The 19,063-nt window shown below is 32.8% G+C and carries 12 protein-coding genes and 1 pseudogene; 7 read left to right on the top strand and 6 right to left on the bottom strand.

Going from position 1 to position 19,063, the window contains the following annotated elements:
- Positions 1 to 2 precede the first annotated feature (2 nt).
- Positions 3 to 1,148, bottom strand: coding sequence for a metallophosphoesterase (locus A9G38_RS07635; RefSeq protein WP_141671763.1), 1,146 nt, complete (start codon positions 1,146 to 1,148; stop codon positions 3 to 5).
- A gap of 81 nt (positions 1,149 to 1,229) precedes the next feature.
- Between A9G38_RS07635 and cmoA the strand changes: the two are divergent.
- The 4 genes and pseudogenes from cmoA to argE all read left to right on the top strand — a co-directional run.
- Positions 1,230 to 1,952, top strand: a pseudogene (cmoA, locus tag A9G38_RS07630) (carboxy-S-adenosyl-L-methionine synthase CmoA); the annotation flags it as partial.
- A 37-nt stretch (positions 1,953 to 1,989) separates the two neighbouring features.
- A complete protein-coding gene (cmoB, locus tag A9G38_RS07625; RefSeq protein WP_034910556.1) occupies positions 1,990 to 2,958 on the top strand; it encodes a tRNA 5-methoxyuridine(34)/uridine 5-oxyacetic acid(34) synthase CmoB in 969 nt (322 codons plus the stop codon).
- Positions 2,959 to 3,214: 256 nt separating this feature from the next.
- Entirely contained in the window at positions 3,215 to 9,235 is a 6,021-nt protein-coding gene (locus A9G38_RS07620) for an MG2 domain-containing protein (protein WP_034910554.1), read from the top strand.
- Between the two features lie 245 nt (positions 9,236 to 9,480).
- Positions 9,481 to 10,644: an acetylornithine deacetylase gene (argE, locus tag A9G38_RS07615; RefSeq protein ID WP_141671762.1), complete on the top strand. Its 1,164-nt coding sequence runs from the start codon at positions 9,481 to 9,483 to the stop codon at positions 10,642 to 10,644.
- Positions 10,645 to 10,701: 57 nt separating this feature from the next.
- Here the strand turns inward: argE and rnz are convergent, their stop codons facing one another.
- Together rnz and A9G38_RS07605 are read right to left on the bottom strand one after the other, a co-directional pair.
- Positions 10,702 to 11,619, bottom strand: coding sequence for a ribonuclease Z (rnz, locus tag A9G38_RS07610; RefSeq protein WP_034910546.1), 918 nt, complete (start codon positions 11,617 to 11,619; stop codon positions 10,702 to 10,704).
- Between the two features lie 6 nt (positions 11,620 to 11,625).
- On the bottom strand, positions 11,626 to 11,853 hold the full coding sequence (locus tag A9G38_RS07605; RefSeq protein WP_034910542.1) for a YccJ family protein: 228 nt from the start codon (positions 11,851 to 11,853) through the stop codon (positions 11,626 to 11,628).
- Positions 11,854 to 11,926: 73 nt separating this feature from the next.
- On the opposite strand from A9G38_RS07605, the gene yaaA reads away from it, so the two are divergent.
- The gene (gene yaaA / locus A9G38_RS07600) at positions 11,927 to 12,700 is read left to right on the top strand and encodes a peroxide stress protein YaaA (protein ID WP_034910540.1); all 774 of its coding nucleotides are present in this window, start codon (positions 11,927 to 11,929) and stop codon (positions 12,698 to 12,700) included.
- A gap of 7 nt (positions 12,701 to 12,707) precedes the next feature.
- On the top strand, positions 12,708 to 13,664 hold the full coding sequence (locus A9G38_RS07595) for an AEC family transporter (protein ID WP_034910537.1): 957 nt from the start codon (positions 12,708 to 12,710) through the stop codon (positions 13,662 to 13,664).
- A gap of 4 nt (positions 13,665 to 13,668) precedes the next feature.
- Here A9G38_RS07595 and A9G38_RS07590 read toward each other — a convergent pair whose 3' ends face one another.
- Together A9G38_RS07590 and A9G38_RS12460 are read right to left on the bottom strand one after the other, a co-directional pair.
- Positions 13,669 to 14,535, bottom strand: coding sequence for a carboxylate/amino acid/amine transporter (locus A9G38_RS07590; RefSeq protein WP_034910535.1), 867 nt, complete (start codon positions 14,533 to 14,535; stop codon positions 13,669 to 13,671).
- 215 nt (positions 14,536 to 14,750) lie between these two features.
- Positions 14,751 to 15,104: a helix-turn-helix transcriptional regulator gene (locus A9G38_RS12460; RefSeq protein ID WP_255307538.1), complete on the bottom strand. Its 354-nt coding sequence runs from the start codon at positions 15,102 to 15,104 to the stop codon at positions 14,751 to 14,753.
- Between the two features lie 591 nt (positions 15,105 to 15,695).
- Between A9G38_RS12460 and A9G38_RS07580 the strand changes: the two genes are divergently transcribed.
- Positions 15,696 to 17,288, top strand: a complete 1,593-nt coding sequence (locus A9G38_RS07580; protein ID WP_034910532.1) for an ABC-F family ATPase — start codon at positions 15,696 to 15,698, stop codon at positions 17,286 to 17,288.
- A 102-nt stretch (positions 17,289 to 17,390) separates the two neighbouring features.
- On the opposite strand, the gene A9G38_RS07575 is transcribed toward A9G38_RS07580, so the two are convergent.
- Positions 17,391 to 18,797 (bottom strand): hypothetical protein, encoded by a 1,407-nt coding sequence (locus A9G38_RS07575; protein ID WP_034910529.1) that lies wholly within the window; start codon positions 18,795 to 18,797, stop codon positions 17,391 to 17,393.
- Between the last annotated feature and the right edge of the window lie 266 nt (positions 18,798 to 19,063).

The raw sequence follows: 19,063 nt of genomic DNA, 5'->3' as shown, positions 1-19,063 counted from the left end.
ATTTATTGTGTACTTTTTTTAAATACAACATCAATCACCACAATTTCAGAGCGAGTCATTAAGCGAATAGGTGGTCCCCAAAAACCATATCCACTACTTACTATGCTAGTAAAGTTATTATCTTCATTTTGATACAAACCATAAGCGTTTTTATACATTAATTTTTCAATAAGGTTAATTGGAAATATTTGCCCAGCATGAGTATGCCCAGAAATCATTAAATCAACACCTAAATTTGCTGGTTCAGTAAGATCTTTGGGTTGGTGATCTAATAAAATAACGGGTGTATTTTTATCTGCAAACATCATCAACTCAGCTAATGTGGATCTTTTCACATCATAAAGCACAGAAGAAAAATCATCTCGCCCAATTAATGTAATTCCTATATCATCAAGGTATACAATATCATCTTTTAAAACCTTCATTTTTGCTTGCTTAAAAGCATTAATAATATCCTCTTCGCTATTATTTTGTTTTCTAGTATTTAAATATTCGTGGTTTCCAAAAATAACGTAGGTACCATGTTTCGATTTTAACTGCTGAAATTGTTTATCAAAACCTAGTTCTGTAAAGGGCGCCAAACGTTTATCTAATGTATCACCTGTAATTACAATAAAATCTGCATTTAATTGATTTACTTTATCTATCATTTGCTGAATAAATCCACTCGAAGTTAATTCATTAATATGAATATCACTAAGCTGCACAATACGCAGATTTTCAACATGAGCAGGTTTATCTATTTTTACTTGATAATAAACGGTTTTCGGACTAATTGCCATTTCATGGCTGTAATAAAATAGTGAAAAAACTAAGCTTACATAAACAATTCTAAGCAGTAAGTTAGGCTTTAATTTTTTTTTGCAGAGCAAATAGATCGCATCAAAAATCAATAAAATAAAAATACTACACAAAAATCCAGCAAAAATAATATTAAAAATCAGAGATAGCTTATTAAAAATACCATCTAATGCCCTAGAAAGCACCAGTGATAATCCAGCAATTGCAACAATTAACCAATAGATGATTTTAGAATAACCAGTAAAATGAAAATTGAACCAAAATGCCCATCGTTTACCTAAATAAGCAATCATTAAAATACTGATCACTATCATCATAAATAAAATAGAAAAATAAATAAAACTCATAATTATCTGAACAATTGAAGACGAATAATGATATGATAACAAAATTATTTTTTTTCGTACCAATAACTTTTTATGGATATTAAAAAAGACCAATTATTCATCACACCTATTGAAAAATTGGGGGATTGGACTTTTGATGAGAAAGTTGCCGAAGTTTTTCCTGATATGGTGCAGCGATCTGTTCCTGGTTATTCTAATATTATCTCGATGATCGGCATGCTAGCCGAAAGATTTGTACAACCTAATTCAATGATTTATGATTTAGGTTGTTCATTAGGCGCTGCTACATTATCTATTCGACGCAATGTCAATCAAGAAAATTGCCATATTATTGCGGTTGATAATTCTCAGCCAATGGTTGAACGTTGTAAGCGGCATATTGAATCCTACAAATCAAGCACACCTGTAGACGTAATTTGTGATGATATTTGCCATATTAACATGCAAAACGCATCAATGGTTGTACTCAACTTCACCTTACAATTTTTAACTCCTGAAAATCGTCAACGTGTTTTAAATAATATCTATAATGCGTTAAAACCAAATGGCATTTTAGTCCTATCTGAAAAATTTAATTTTAGTGATACCTGCATTGATGAATTACTATTTAATATGCATCATGATTTTAAACGTGCTAACGGCTATAGTGAGCTTGAAATCAGTCAAAAACGTAACATGCTAGAAAACGTCATGCTAACAGATACTATCGAAACACATAAACAGCGACTATCTAAAGCTGGTTTTAAACACATTGACACTTGGTTCCAATGTTTTAATTTTGGATCTATTATTGCCATAAAATAACAGATTAATTTAAGCGTAATTGATAAAGGATAACAGAATGATTGATTTTGGTGATTTTTACCAGATTATCGCAAAAAATAGACTTAGTAGTTGGCTTGAAGTATTACCTGCACAACTCGCAAATTGGCAAAAACAAAACATAGATAGTCGCTTTAATCAATGGCTAAACAGTATTAAACATTTACCATCCATCTCCCCTTATCAAATTGATTTATTACATAGTGTCACAGCGAAATCAAAAGAGCCTCTTTCTACAGGTGAACAGCAAAGGATAACACAATTATTAAAAAATATGATGCCATGGCGCAAAGGTCCTTTTCACTTGTATGGAATTGATATTGATACAGAATGGCGTTCAGATTGGAAATGGGAACGCTTAATTAATCATATTGATTGTTTAGAAGATAAAATTGTTTTAGATGTGGGTTGTAACAGTGGTTATCATTTATGGCGAATGATTGGCGCTGGAGCAAAACTTGCTGTCGGAATTGATCCTATGGCGCTTTATCTATGCCAATTTGAAGCTATTCGTAAACTACTAGGTAACGATCAGCGAGCACATTTATTACCACTTGGAATTGAACATCTCCCTAAACTTAATGCTTTTGATACCGTATTTTCAATGGGGGTTTTATATCATCGCCGCTCGCCTCTTGATCATTTATTCCAATTGAAGGAGCAATTGGTTGAAGGTGGACAACTAGTACTTGAAACTTTGGTTATTGATGGAGAATTACATCAAGCTTTAATGCCAGGTGATCGTTATGCACAAATGCGTAATGTCTATTTTATACCTTCTACTCCTACAATGATTAATTGGCTGGAAAAATGTGGGTATTCAGATGTAAGAATGGTTGATATATCATTAACTAATTTTGATGAACAACGCAAAACTGAATGGATGACATCAGATTCTCTGGCCAACTTTTTAGATCCAGATGATTCAACCAAAACAATTGAAGGTTATCCTGCCCCAATACGGGCGGTTTTTATTGCTAAAAAATAAAGTAAATTGATAATTATAAATGCCTATTTTTTCAACTGGTTATCCGATCCCTTTAAATATCTACATTTTATATTTGTAAGTGGCGTTTTTATGTAAAGTGTTATATTATAAAAAATTAGTATTTTTAAAAAAATATTCACTATTAAAAATAAACGATAAAAAAGCTTGTCGAAATTTTGATAAGTGTGCGTATTGAAATATAAAATATAATAAAAAATTGATTTTTAAGTTTTTATATAAGGAATAGGGATAAATAATGGGATTACTGAAATTAATCTTGCAACTGCCTTTCTATGTTTTGCAAAAGGCTTGGGAAATAATCAGTTATTTTCTGTTTTTTTTATTAATCTTAGCAAAAGGATTTTTTTGGTTATTTAGTCCAATTATCGGTGATATAAAATGGTCAACACCAGACTGGCTACCTAATGCAAAAAGATTTTATTATGCAGTAGGTTCTACATTAAAAAAAATAAAAACTTTAATTGGTGCAATTCTTATTTTGGGTTTTATTGCTTACTTTTCTGGTAATTACGCCTATCATTGGTATTTAAATCGCCCAAAACCGATTGAGCCAGCACCTATAATAATAAATACCTATTCAGCTAAATTAGTCCCACCAAGTACAAGTAACGGTATAATATATATCCAATTCACCGGTGCTAAACGTCCACCAATTCCCTTAGAATCAATCAATAAAGATGAAATAGCAGAAGGTATTAGTATTTCACCAAACATTGAGGGAAAATGGACATGGTCAAATGATTCAACAATAAAATTCACACCAAAAGAGAGAAAGTGGCCACTTGGTATTGAATATACAGTCATATTGGATAAGTCAAAATTATTGGCTGAAAATAGCGAACTAGAAAAAAATAGTGCAACCTTTTCCTTTATTTCTCCTAATTTTGAATATAATTTCAAAAATCGAGGTGAGCTTTATTCCAACCCTACAGAAACAAATATTAGGAACGTCATAAATACAATCAGATTTAGTCATCCTGTTGATAGGCAAAGCTTTGAAAAAAATATTATTTTATCGCTTTATGAAAAAGAGAAGAAATCTGACAATTCATACGAAAAAAACGATGATGAATTCTTAAACCATGTCGATTTTACTATAACCTATGGTGATAATGACAAAATCGCATATATAAAGAGCGCACCTATTCCCTTACTTGATAAAGAAGGTTATTTAAAAATAACAATTAACAAAGGGGTTAGATCAACTTTAGGTGGTAACTCAATGAATTATGATATAACTAATAGTGTAACTGTACCAGATAAATATCATTTAAGTGTTACAAGAACAGAGCTTACATTGGTTGAAAAAAGCAATGAAAAAATACAGCAGGTATTAGTTTTATCATTAAGTCATGCCGTAAGATCTGAAGATGTATCGAAAGCAATCAAAGTTTGGCAATTACCTGAAAATAACAATGGTTCTTATAGTGAAAGCTATTACAATAGATCTTCAGGTAGATACGAAACAAAATACAATGTAACACCAGAAATACTCGAAAGAGCAACTCCAATATCAATAAAACCAATTGATACTGAACTTGCTTATCAGAATCAAATTAGCTTTGAATTTAAAACTGAACAAAACTCAAAGGTATATATTGAAGTTAATCAACCTTTATCTTCTCAAGAGGGGTATTTTTTAAAACAAGATTATCAGACAATATTAACAGTTCCTAGTTACCCAACTTATCTTGATTTTGCTGCGTCTGGGTCATTATTATCTCTATCAGGCGAGAAAAAACTACCTATAGTATCGCGCAATGTAGAGCAGATGAAGTTAGAAATAGATCGCGTTATCCCTTCACAGCTTCAACATTTGGTAGCTTTTAATCAAAGTTACGAATTTAGCGATATGAATTTTGGCGAATTGGATAATGATCATTTTATTGAAAAATACAGCATAACTAAAGACGTTACAGGTGCTCCTGAAGAAGTTAAATACACAAATGTCGATTTAACTCGTTACTTAACTGCTAACACAAATGGGAATAAGAACCGTGGTGTCTTTTTGTTAAGACTTTATGGAAAAGATAAAAAAGATACTAAATATGAGTTCATGTCTTCACGCTTTATTGTCGTTACGGATTTAGGAATTATCGCCAAAAAGTCACTTGATCAATCCAATGATCTCTTTATTCAATCAATAAGTTCAGGCGAACCCATTAGCGGTGCTAAAGTTTCAGTTCTAGGCATGAATGGAGTCACTATTGCTTCACAAAAAACTGATAGTAAAGGTCATGTCCACTTTGCACCATTATCTGAATATTATCAAGGAATTAAACCTCTTTTATATATTGTTGAAAAAGGAAGTGATCTATCATTTTTACCGATCAAAAGTTATGAAAGAAATTTAAATCTATCTCGTTTTGATATAGGTGGAATTCGTGAAACCATAGAAGGCGGTGAATTGCGTTCACATATTTTTTCAGATCGAGGGATTTACCGTCCAGGTGATACATTCCATATTGGCACCATAGTTCGAGCTCAAAATTGGGAAAATTCATTGGAAGGGATCACTGTAGAAGCAGAAATTTATGATCCAAAATCCAATTTAGTACTAAAAAAACCAATTGTACTAAATAAATCAGGCTTTAATGAGCTTAACTATAAAACCAACTATGAGTCCCCTACTGGTGATTGGTATATTAATTTATATTTAAAAAATGATGATGAAGAATCGCGAATCCTATTAGGCTCAAGTTCGGTTGTAGTTCGTGAATTTGAACCAGATAAAACTGCTGTTTCTCTTAAGTTGTTGCCAGAAATAAAAGATGGTTGGTTAAAACCTGAAAATATCCAAGCTGAGATTAAAGCCAAAAACCTAATCGGTACTGATGCAACTAATCGTCGAGTCACAAATACATTAATTCTTGAACCATCAACACCTTATTTCAAAAAATATGAAGATTACTATTTCTACCAAAATATTTCTGGTGAAAGAAATAGTTTTAAAGTTGAATTAGATGAAAAAACAACAGATGAAAACGGTATAGTAAAACTCAATCTCAATGACAATATACAAAGCTTTGAAGGAAACTACACGCTAAGAATGTTAACCGATGTTTTTGAGCCTGATAGTGGACGAAGCGTTGCGACAACTGCAAGCACCTTTATTTCACCAAATGATTATTTAGTCGGAGCTAAAGCGGATGGCAATTTAAGATATATTAACAGGGATTCAGTTCGTCATATTGATTTTATAGCGATAAATCCGACTTTAGAAAAAATAGAGTTATCTGATCTAAAACTTGTTTTAATTGAAGAAAAATATCTATCGGTATTAGTTAGACAATCTTCAGGAGTTTATAAATATGAATCACGCCGTAAAGAATCGGTTCTATCTGAACAACCATTTAAGATTAATCAAGATAAAACTAGATATCAATTAGATAGTAAAAATCCTGGTAATTATATTATTCAAATCAAAAATAATGATGACGAATTACTTTACCAAGGTAAATACTCTATTGTAGGTAAAGCGAATGTTACTCGTAATTTAGACCGTAATGCGGAGCTTTCATTAAAAATTAAAGACGCACAATATAATCCGGGTGATGAAATAGAAGTCTCAATCACAGCTCCTTATGTAGGTAGTGGTATTATTACTATTGAGCGCGACAAAGTGTATGCTTGGAAGTGGTTCCACACAGATACAACAAGCTCAATACAAAAAATAACCCTACCAAAAGACATTGGTGGTAATGGTTATATTAATGTCCAATTTATTCGTGATCCAAATTCAGATGAAATTTTTATGAGTCCACTTAGTTACGGTGTTATACCTTTCAAAATTTCAAATGATCAATTTAACGATAAAATCGTATTACAAGCACCATCACTAATAAAACCAGGAGATACGCTACCAATTACAATACACACAAATACGCCACAAAAAGCAGTTGTATTTGCCGTAGACGAAGGAATTTTGCAAGTCTCAAATTATAAACTGAAAGATCCATTAAATAGCTTCTTACGAAAAAAAGCACTATCTGTAAGAACTTCGCAAATTTTAGATCTTATATTGCCAGAATTTCGACATTTAATAACAACTTCAGCACCTGGTGGTGATGGTGATAATGATGATGTCTTATCAAATCATTTAAATCCATTTAAACGGAAAATAGATGAACCAGTAGCTTATTGGTCAGGTATTATCGATGTCGATGGCGATAAAACCATTGAATATAAAGTGCCTGATTATTTTAATGGCAAAATTCGTATCATGGCAGTATCAGTTGGTGACAAAACAATGGGACATACTCAAATGTCAACAACAGTACATAATGATATTGTTTTACAACCTAATGTCCCATATTTTGCTGCACCAAATGATGAGTTTGAAGTTTCCCTAAACGTAACTAATCTTATTGAAAATATTGGTGATAAAGTAATTCCTATTAATGTTAAAGTTTCAACCACTCCTAACCTATCAATCACGAGTGATAATAAAAAAACCATCGAATTGGCTAATGGCAAAGATGGGGTTTTAAAATTTAACTTTAAAGCAACAGATCAGCTTGGTAATGGCGATCTTCACTTTTCCGCCAACTATAATGATATAACAATTACACGTGATATTAGCCTTTCAATACGGCCATTAACTGAATACAGATTAATCACAAGAATGGGAAGAATGGCAGATCATAAACAAACGTTTACTGATTTTAGAGACATGTATAATAATTTAAGTAAACGTGAAGCTGCTGCAGCTTATTCACCATTCATACTAAGTAAAGGCCTAAGTACCTATTTGCAGGATTACCCTCATTATTGCTCTGAACAGATTGTTAGTCGCGCGATTCCTATTTTGATCGCTAGTAAATATAAGGAATTTGATCTGGCCTCAAAAGAAGGAATAGCTCCATTATCAGAATTATTCCAAGTGCTGCAATCTCGCCAAAATAGTGAAGGTGCAATTGGTTTATGGTACTCAACTTATAATGTTGATCCATTTATTACATTATATGCAGTAAACTTTATGCTTGAAGCAAAAGAAATGGGTTATCAAGTTCCCCAAAAAATGCTTGATAATGCTAATAAATATTTGCAAACAATTGCTGAATCTAGTGATACTAGTACTTATGGTTTAAGAGTACGTGCTTATGCTATCTATTTATTAACAAGGCAAAATCAAGTTACAACAAGCTATTTAGCCTCTACCATTAGCAATCTTAATCGAAAAGATGATTCATGGAAAAAAGATATAACAGCAATGTATTTAGCTTCATCATATAAAATGTTAAAGATGGATAAAGAAGCAAATAAATTAATCAAACCTGTTTGGCAACAATTAGAAGCTGCATATGATCGTGCTTGGTGGCTAAACAACTATTATGATCCACTGGTCGTTAATGCAGGAAAAATCTATTTAATTAGCAAACATTTTCCTGAAAAAGCAAAAGATATTCCTGCACAAGCATTAGAAAATATGGTTATCATGCTAAATAAACAAAAATATACTACTCAATCGGCAGCAATGACAATATTGGCTTTAAGTAGTTATTCGCAGAGCATTGAACAATCAAATTTATCTAAAGATACTCTTGAAATTAATGCAATATCAAAAGATGCAGAAAAACAAAGAATTATTGCAAATTTAAGTGGAATTTTAGCTAAAGGCAAGTTTAATGATCAAGATGCACAATTAAGCATAACTAATAAATCAAGCTTACCTGTTTGGTATATGCTGTCTGAACAAGGTTATGACAAAGATATCCCTAAAGAGCCAATTAAACGGGGGCTTGAAGTATATCGTGAATTTACTGATCTTGATGGCAAACCTGTTGAACAAGTCAAACTTGGCGATAAAATTAACGTAACAGTTAGAATCCGAGCACTAGCAGATGAAGGTGCAACTAATATTGCCATTGTTGATTTACTACCAGGTGGTTTTGAAGTAGTACAACAACCAATAAATTCTCAAGAAAAAGATTATGACGAATATATTCAAGATAATGAAGAATATGATGACTATGAAGAAAATGATTATGATGAAAATTATGGTTGGGTTTCACCAATTAGTATAAAAACAGGAAAATACACTTGGTATCCTGAATATACAGATGTACGTGAAGATCGTGTTATTATTTATGGTTCAACTTATAATAATAAAATACAAGAATTCACCTATCAAATAAAAGCAACTAATGTAGGAATCTATAGCATTCCACCTGCATTTGGTGAAGCAATGTATGATCGTGATATTCAAGCGGTATCAAAAGGTGGGCAAAAGATAAGTATCATCCCACAACAGTAGTTGTTTTTACAGTTAATTAATCACTCAAACGGGCTTGGCTTATAGCCCGTTTTTTATCAAAGATAACGATAATAATAAAAACCATATTCTAAACCTTGCTTTTAATACTCAAACGATTAAATTAATTTTATTCTTAATATAAAACATAACATGAAACAATAAGGTTATTGATAGGCAAGTGAAAAGGTAAATGCTATGCTTATAGCATTATAAAATAATATATTTTCGTTTAACATTTAAAGGTAATTTTTATGGCCCTACCGTCTTTTTTAACAATATATAACGAACTAATTTCAATACCAACAATTAGTAACGTTACTAACAAGAAATTAGATTATTCTAACAAACCACTCATCGACAAGTTAGCCAGTTGGTTTGAAGATTTAGGTTTTGCTATTGATATCCAACCTGTTCCTAATACTCGTCATAAATATAATATGTTAGCTACTTATTCAAATACCGAAAATAAAACCCAAGGTGGTTTATTGCTAAGTGGACACAGTGACACTGTTCCGTTTGATGATGGGCAATGGAGTAAAGATCCCTTTAAATTAACGGAAGAAAATAATAAGTTATATGGACTTGGCACCGCTGATATGAAAGGCTTTTTTGCCTTTATTTTAGATGCGCTGCGTGATATTGATCTTAAAAAGTTAACTAACCCCATTTATATCCTTGCCACCGCCGATGAAGAAACTTCAATGGCTGGTGCCGCATTTTTTGCGAAGAATACTAAATTACAACCCGACTGTACTATTATTGGCGAACCAACATCGTTAATCCCCATCAGAGCACATAAAGGATTTATCTCTAATTCCATTAAAGTCATTGGTAAATCAGGGCATTCTAGCGATCCCGATAAAGGTATTAACGCTATCGAAGTGATGAATTTAGTCATTGAACGCTTGTTAGTACTAAAACAAAAATTCAAAGAACAATATCATAATGACGGGTTTAGCGTTCCTTACCCTACTCTAAATTTAGGTGTTATTCACGGGGGGGATGCGGCCAACCGTATTTGCGGTTGTTGTGAGCTAGTGATTGATATTCGTGTATTGCCCGATAACGATGTTGATTCACTTTATCATGCGCTTTGTGAAGCACTGCAACCCGTTATGGATAAATATCCAAATCGAATTGCTATAGAATACGAAGTTGCCCCAATTCCGGGCTATGAGTGTAAAAAAGATCATCCAGCATTACAACACATTGAAAAATTAGTCGGTCATAGTGCGCAGACAGTCAACTACAGCACAGAAGCCCCCTACCTAAACCAAATTTCACCAACGATTGTATTAGGACCTGGTTCAATTGAACAAGCACACCAGCCCGATGAGTTTATTTCAATGGACTTTTTAAAACCAACTAAAATAGCAATAGAACAACTAATTAAGGATTTTTGTCTTTAATCTGTTTTTTATTCGCCGATAAAATAACATCGGCGAAATTTTATAAAATAAATCTAACTAAATGGAAAAAGTTGCAAAATCGGTAGCGATTTCAGTATTTGCAAAAACACTTTTTGCTTCATTAACTAACTTTTTATTGTTATTCAAATTATATCTTGGGCTTATATGAGTCATTATAAGTCTTTTGGCATTAGCTTGTTTGGCAATCGTTGCCGCATGTACAGTGGTGGAATGACCACGTTCAATAGCCTTATCAACTAAAGCATGTTCTTGGGTTGCTTCATGAACAAGCAAATCAACATCATTAGCAAGATCAATTGAGGTTTGGCAAGGAATAGTATCACCTAAAATTGCTAACTTTCGGCCTTTTTTAATTTGACCTAAGTAATCTGTACCATTAATTATTCGCTCATCATCAAGTGTAATTGTTTTACCATTTTTAAGATCGTTATAAAAAGGACCAGCCTGAATATTATCTTGCTTTAATTTATCGATATTAAGCTGAGCAGGTAGATCTTTTTCGATAATACGATAACCAAAACACGGTACACGATGTTGTAATAATTTTGCTTCTACTTGAAACTGATTATCTTCAAAAACGGTACAATTTTCTTCAAGCTCAATGATGTTAAGAGGATAGGTTAACCAAGAATAACTAATTTCAATGACAGTTTCGATAAGGATTTTAATTCCTTTCGGAGCGATCAATGTTAAAGGAGATTGATTCTGCATCAAGGAACGGGAAGTTAAAACACCTGGTAGTCCAAACAGATGATCGCCATGTAGATGTGTTAAAAAAATGATCTCAAGTTTAGCAAGACTAAACTTGGCTTTTTGCATTTGCATCTGAGTTGCCTCACCACAATCAAAAAGCCAGAACTTACCCCGCTCTTGCCTAAGATCCAATAAAATACTGCTCACATTACGTTGTAATGTTGGGGAACCAGCACTTGTCCCTAAAAAAGTCAAATTCATAAAGATTTAAACATTTTTACGTTCAATAGTCTGTTCACCCCAGAACAACTTATCCGCTTTGGTTTTAGAAAACGCAATTTTCAACACTTCATCACTACCTTCTGACCAAATTTGTTCGGCAAGTTTTTCATCATGGTTAGCTAGCTCAAAAATAGCCTCAGCAATTTCAATCGAGGTTTCACGAACAGAAGCCCAAGATTTAATATCATGTATTTCTTTTTTATCGATGTTCATTTTGCTACTCCTTTGAGTTGAATTAGAGGTAAAATAAACCTATTTACTACAAAACACAATAGGCTAAATACGTATGATAACAATTATTTCTCCGGCGAAAACTTTGGATTACCAATCTCCATTATTAACCCAAAATTACACACTTCCTCAATTTATTGACTCAACTAAAAGACTTATTCAAGATTGCAAAAAACTAAGTATTGAAAATTTAGCTAACTTAATGTCTATTAGCAAAAAATTAGCCGAACTTAATTATGAGCGATTTAAAGATTGGCATAGTGATTTTAATCTTGAAAATGCAAGACAAGCTATACTTGCTTTTAAAGGTGATGTTTATGAAGGATTACATGTTGAAGATTTTACTGATAAAAATCTACAGTTTGCACAATCCCATTTAAGAATATTATCAGGTCTTTACGGTATTTTAAGACCACTTGACCTAATTCAACCTTATCGGTTAGAAATGGGGATCCGCTTAAAAAATGGTAGTAACACTAATCTTTATCAATTTTGGGGCGATAAATTAACTCAACATCTTAATAGTGAACTAGCCAAAACATCAGATCGCACATTAATCAATTTAACCTCAAACGAATATTTCAAGGCGATCAAACCAAAACAATTAAATGCAACTATAATTCAACCTATTTTTTTAGATCAAAGCAAAGAAACCTATAAAGTTATCAGTTTTTATGCAAAAAAAGCACGCGGACTAATGAGCCGATACATTATAAAAAATTGCATTGAAAAGAGTGACGATATTAAAAGTTTTAATCTAGAAGGCTATCAATTTGATTCGAAACGATCAACTGACTTAGAATGGTACTTTATACGCAATCATCAATAAAATAATAATGATGGAATTTCTTACTACATTATGGGCACAGTTTTTATCTACTTTGCCTTTATTTATCTTAATTTTATTAGGATATTTAGCTGTTAAAATTGGTCGTTGGCAAAAAACAGTAACCGACAGCTTAACTAAATTTACTTTTTATATTGCATTCCCCATAATGCTGTTTCAGATTATGAGTCATTTTTCTGAACAGTCGCAAATCGATATAAAAGTGTTATTTGTCTTTTTTGGTGGATCATTTATCGTCTTTGCGTTTGGTTGTTTGGTTGCATCAAAATTATTTAAATTAACAGGTTCAGAAAGTACACTTTTTGCTATGGGTGGTATCTATACTAATACCGTCTTTGTTGGCATTCCCATCATCAAAATGCTACTTGGCGAGAAAGCAATCCCCATAGTAGCCATTATTGTTATATTTAACGCTCTGATTTTATGGACACTTGCTACCGTATCAATTGAATTTGTTCAAATGGGTAAATTTTCTGGACGGAGCTTTATCAAAGCATTAAAAAACGTATCAAAAAATCCTATTATTATAGGTATTTTCACTGGGATTGTCGTAAATTATATTGGATTACCTATGCCCAAATTTATCAATCAGTCAACAAAAATGGTCAGCGATATGACTGCACCACTCTCATTAATTGTGCTAGGTATGGGACTGGCTGAATATAAAATTCGCGACAAATTACTTATTACGACCTCTATCTGTATTTTAAAATTAGCTGCATTGCCAATTGTTACTTACATTATGGGTAAACTATTAGGTTTACCAACTTTGGAATTACAGGTAGTGGTATTACTTAGTTCGGTTTCAATTGCAATAAATTGTTATATGATGGCAAGACAGTTTGAAGTGTTACAAGGACCTATTGCTTCAAGCTTACTAATATCAACGACGCTGTCTTCTATTACAACGCCGCTAATTTTATCGATTATGACACATTTACCTTAACTGCTTATTGTGCTTGACTCAATGATCGATTTTTAATTTTGTAGTGTAGCAATAGTGCCAACACAATAACTACACTACCTAATATAAAGCGTAACCAGTCTAATGATTGATGCCAAATAACCACATTCACTAAAATCCCTGTTGGGATAACCACATTATTCATAATAGCCAAAGTACCCGAATCAACTTTTGTCGCGCCAAAATTCCATAAAAAGTAACACACACCAGAAGCCACTATTCCAAGCCAAATAATAATTCCCCATTGCAAATTAGTTGTTGGTAATTTTGATGCATCACCAAACAGCAGCCAGCCAAAGCTGGCAACAATCACTGATCCAAAATAAACCCAAGCAAAAGCTTGATGTTGGGGCATTGGATAAACCTCCATAATCCTTTTATACCCTACTTGACCTAAGGCAAAAACAATATTAGCCCCTTGAATTAATAAAAAACCAATAATAAAGTTTGTACTAATATGATCATAACGAATAATAGCGGCACCAATAACAGCTATTATTGCCGTAAAAAGGTAACTCAATCGTAATGGATGACGTTGCAGTAAATCATAAATAACCGTGACATAAATTGGTGTAAAAATGGTAAACAACAGCACTTCAGGTACTGAAATATATTGGAAGGAATTATAATAAAAAAAGTACATAACCCCTAATTGACAAGCCCCAACCCCCATTAAAAGAAACATGGTTTTAGGCTTAATATTTCTAAAGTGTAAAAAAGGCAAAAAGGTAATAAATGCTAACACAACACGCATAACCACAGCAAACCAAGTATCAACCTGTCCACTGATATAAACACCAATAAAACTAAACGAAAACGACCAAATAATTGTTACAAAAATAAGATAAAGCATAATTGATGGATATAAAGAAAATAATAGAGACGCATCGTATCAATTGGCTTAACACTTGTAAACTTTATATCATAAAAATTGATTACTATGATAAAATAATTGACAATCTTTAGGAATTGCTAGCGCTATATACAATAGTCTGAGAAACCACGGTAATGAACATGCATAAAAAACAATTTAATAAATAAAATTAAATGTTAGTGATAAAAAATTGGCTAACGTAGCCTCTTTGGTGAAAATCCAAAACGTTGTTTAAAGTAAAAAGCAAAACGAGAGCCTGATTCATATCCCACTTCTTGGGCAATTTGTAAGATCGTTTTTTGGGTAGTTTGTAACAGCATTAAACCAAAATTCATTCTTATATCTAAAATAATTTTGGATAAATTATATCCTTCTAAAGCAAGATGTCGCCGTAAAGTTGATTCGCTCATAGCAAATTGGTTTCTCAAATTACCGTAAACAATGCTAGTAAATCCTAGAGCTAAAGCATTGCTCAAATTTGTTCCAGACAAATTTGCCCTCGTCAAAATACTGCCCTCAAAAGCGCAGGTTTTGAGGGCAGGTGTAATATTCTATCACAAGGTCGCCATAAGAGTTGAAATTTCTGTCAAAAACTTTCAGGTAACTATGTGTTTCAGTATAAAAAGTAATTGAGTATAAAATGCAAATTTTGTTAGGATTGCATTGTCGATACTTTTCAACAACAAATCAACTGTCTTCAGATGTTGTAAAAGATAGTACATGTTATAATTAAAACCATGTGCAACATTGATTTTATTTAAGTTTTTTAAAAAATTTTAAACACAACCTATGAGTTATACGGTATATCAAGTGATGATATTTATTCGCAATTAGCCTGAAATCAAAAAGTAAAAATAAATTTTAGGAATGATTTACTTTGTTTAAAGTAATATGATAAGCGGTTAACATCTTGTAGAATTAAGGGAATTATTTTAATTATAAAGAGTAAATATCACTGATTTTTCATATGCCTTACAATATATTAAATATATCCTCCTTAAATGCCGTTATCTAAAACAAAGATCCTCAAAAATGATTAATTATGGCATAATATGCGCCAATTCATATTTCCGCGACTTCACTCAAAGGCTAATTATTACTTATATGAGTGAAACGCATGTTAAAGAGAGTAAATTCTAGTGTTAAGTACAAATAACATCACAATGCAATTTGGAAGTAAGCCATTATTTGAAAATATCTCGGTTAAATTCGGTAATGGTAATCGTTATGGTTTAATTGGTGCCAATGGTAGCGGTAAATCAACTTTTATGAAGATTATTGGTGGTGATTTAGTGCCAACATCTGGTAATGTTGCTTTAGATCCGCATGAACGATTAGGTAAGTTACGCCAAGACCAATTTGCGTTTGAAGAGTTTACCGTACTTGATACCGTAATTATGGGACATACCGAATTATGGCAGATCAAGCAAGAACGTGATCGCATCTATTCACTTCCCGAAATGAGTGAAGAAGACGGCTTTAAAGTTGCTGATTTGGAAACCCAATATGCCGAAATGGATGGTTATAGCGCTGAAGCTCGTGCGGGTGAATTATTATTAGGTGTTGGTATTCCAATTGAGCAACATTATGGATTAATGAGCGAAATCGCACCAGGCTGGAAATTACGAGTATTATTAGCCCAAGCCTTATTCTCAAATCCCGATATTTTATTGCTTGACGAACCGACCAATAACTTGGATATCGATACTATCCGTTGGCTTGAAGACACCTTAAATCAACGCGAAAGCACCATGATTATTATTTCGCATGACCGCCATTTTTTGAATATGGTCTGTACCCATATGGCAGACATGGATTATGGTGAGCTTCGCATCTACCCTGGTAACTATGATGATTATATGACAGCATCAACGCAAGCGAGAGAGCGTTTATTAGCTGACAATGCCAAAAAGAAAGCACAAATCAGTGAGCTACAATCTTTTGTTAGTCGATTTAGTGCCAATGCGTCTAAATCAAAACAAGCAACTTCGCGCGCAAAACAAATTGAAAAAATAAAACTCGAAGAAGTCAAGGCCTCTAGTCGCCAAAATCCATTTATTCGTTTTGAGCAAGATAAAAAACTATTCCGCAATGCGCTTGTTGTTGAAAACCTGACCAAAGGTTTTGATAATGGTCCACTATTTAAAAACTTAAACCTAATGGTCGAAGTGGGCGAAAAAGTCGCTATTTTAGGGACTAACGGTATTGGTAAAACGACATTAATAAAAACACTGATGGGAGAGCTTACTCCCGAACAAGGCGATATAAAATGGTCTGAAAATGCCAATATTGGTTATTATGCACAAGATCACGAATACGAATTTGAAGGCGACTTAACTGTATTTGACTGGATGAGCCAATGGAAACAGCCAACCGATGACGAGCAAGCCGTACGTAGTATTTTAGGTCGATTGTTATTTTCACAAGATGATATTAAAAAGCAAGTTAAAGTCCTATCTGGTGGTGAAAAAGGACGTATGTTATTTGGTAAATTGATGATGCAACGTCCTAACATTATTGTTATGGACGAGCCTACTAACCATTTAGATATGGAATCCATTGAATCACTCAATATGGCATTAGAGCTTTATCAAGGCACGCTATTTTTTGTTTCACACGATCGTGAATTTGTTAGTTCGTTGGCAACACGCATTGTTGAAATTACACCTGAAAAAGTCATTGATTATACAGGTAATTATGAGGATTATTTGCGTAGCCAAGGGATTGAATAATCAGTTATTAATAAAAATAGCCACTAATAATAATGTGGCTATTTTCTGTGTATTAATAATTTTTATTGTTTTATGCAATGCTAAAGTATCTTTTTTTTGATGCTATTTTCGACAAACAGGAGTGCATCCATCATATTTAAGCAAATTATAACCAACATAACCATTTTGGATATCAATGCCAAATATAAGTCCATTTGTATACGCCTGACTACTCCAAGTACATCCTTGAGATAAATCAAAACCATTCTTAGGATAACCTTTATATAAATTCCCCCATTCTCCGTAAAATGTGCCGTCAATATCTCGCGATAATCTTGCTTCTCGATTATGATACCATTCAGGAAATGATCCAGTTCCATTCCCGGTTACAGCTGTTGCTGCACTTGGAGCATTGCTGAGTTCCATTGGTGAATAAAAATAACTTGCCGCTTCTTCTGCACTAATCATCCCTAAATCACGTCCAGCACAAGCATTAGCTGCAGGGAAAATACCATTTCCAGTATCTAAATGCTTCTCTGTTTTATATTGTGTTGGCGGAAGTGCTCGTATCCATTTTTTAATGGTAAAAGAATAAATAAACGTTTTTGAAGGCCTTATTGTATTGGGTTTTGTCCTTGCTGTTAAAATTACATTAAAAGGTAAATTGGGATGAACGGATGAATTAAAGGTAACAACACCTTCACTTCCCGCTACATTACTTATTGAGACTAAATTCGGATTACTTGATGTATAAATATAATCACTTTGTTCATTACTCATTCTTAAAGTAAATTTTGCTTGATCAAAAGCCGTTGTGGGGAATTTAGTAGGAGCCAAAGCCGAAAAACCTTCATTAGGGAAGAAAACTCTAGGATTATAACCACCAATAAATTTGCAATTTGTTGTATTAGTACAAGTATTTTTGTTAACGCCAGAAGCATCATAAATTTGTAAACTAGCAGGTTTTATATAGCAAACTTTGAAATCATCAACTTTTATTGTATACGTTTTACTAAGACTACCATAAGCATGTTCAAATGGTATGCCATATTGAGATTGCGCTTTAACACTATTAGCGCTAATCGTCAATTGATATGGGCTTTGGCATGAATCTAATTTGTTTTTTAATTCATCAGCAGATAACGTTCTTATCGTACCATCTGACTGTCGATAACGCCAAGTAGCAGTTAATGTACCTGTTATTCCCATAGTTGAATGAGCGAAATCGCCATCATCATCACCATAACTTACTCCCACAATATTTGATAAACGTTTTGGTTGTCCATCAGCAACAACTTTTGTAATAAATTGATTAAATTTGTCCCCATTATGCGCATAAATTACTTTATTTATCGATGGATAAATTACTACATAATTAGAGGAACTATCAGGTTTTTGAAAACTCAATAAATCAGCCAGTTCATTAATAGCAGAGCCATTTAATTTTATATAAGGGGCTGAACCTTCAATTGTTTTTATTGTCTTTGCAGATAAAGCAGCATAACTATTAGTAATAGTTAACAATGTCATAAAGATAAAAAAGATGAAATTTATCATCCCAATTTTTCGTATTTTTATCAATCTAAGATAATAAATAATGTATTTATGGCAATTTTTATAAACAAAGAATGAATTTTCGAGGAATTTACTTGATAATATTTTGTTATACAAAGAACAAATTAATGTTGTGTTGTGTTGTGTTGTGTTGTGTTGTGTTGTGTTGTGTTGTGTTGTGTTGTGTTGTGTTGTGTTGTGTTGTGTTGTGTTGTGTTGTGTTGTGTTGTGTTGTGTTGTGT

Source organism: Gilliamella sp. Imp1-1 (assembly GCF_001690415.1).
GTDB classification, from domain to species: domain Bacteria; phylum Pseudomonadota; class Gammaproteobacteria; order Enterobacterales; family Orbaceae; genus Gilliamella; species Gilliamella bombi.
Note: the sequence above shows the minus strand (reverse complement) of the source record. Positions and strands in the feature narration are given on the sequence as shown.